The organism is Neisseria sp. P0009.S007, from assembly GCF_051962515.1.
In genome coordinates this window covers 1-446 of the sequence record NZ_JBQCVF010000891.1, presented here as the reverse complement: position 1 = coordinate 446, position 446 = coordinate 1, and the positions used below count along the sequence as shown (strand labels likewise).

The window sequence follows — 446 nt, the reverse complement described above, 5'->3', positions numbered from 1 at the left end:
CTGATGGCGAAGGTAATACCACTACCACTATCGTTAAAGACGGTAAGAACGCTGAAGCCGAAGTTAAAGACAACGGCAACGGTACACACACTGTAACCATCAAAGACGGTAACGGTAATACCACTACTACCATCCTTAAAGACGGTGCAACTGGCGCTACCGGTGCAACAGGTGCCAAAGGTGATACCGGTGCAGACGGTAAGAATGCCAAAGCCGACGTTAAAGACAACGGCAACGGTACCCACACTGTAACCATCACTGACGGCGAAGGTAACACCACTACCACTATCGTTAAAGACGGTGCAGACGGTAAGAACGCCAAAGCCGACGTTAAAGACAACGGCAACGGTACCCACACTGTAACCATCACTGATGGCGAAGGTAATACCACTACCACTATCGTTAAAGACGGTAAGAACGCTGAAGCCGAAGTTAAAGACAACGGC

1 protein-coding gene is annotated in these 446 nt (G+C 49.3%); it reads left to right on the top strand.

Annotation, left to right across the window (positions count from 1 at the left end):
* On the top strand, nucleotides 1-446 hold a 446-nt coding region (locus tag ACTHS3_RS16965; protein ID WP_440368636.1), incomplete at both ends, for a collagen-flanked surface repeat-containing protein.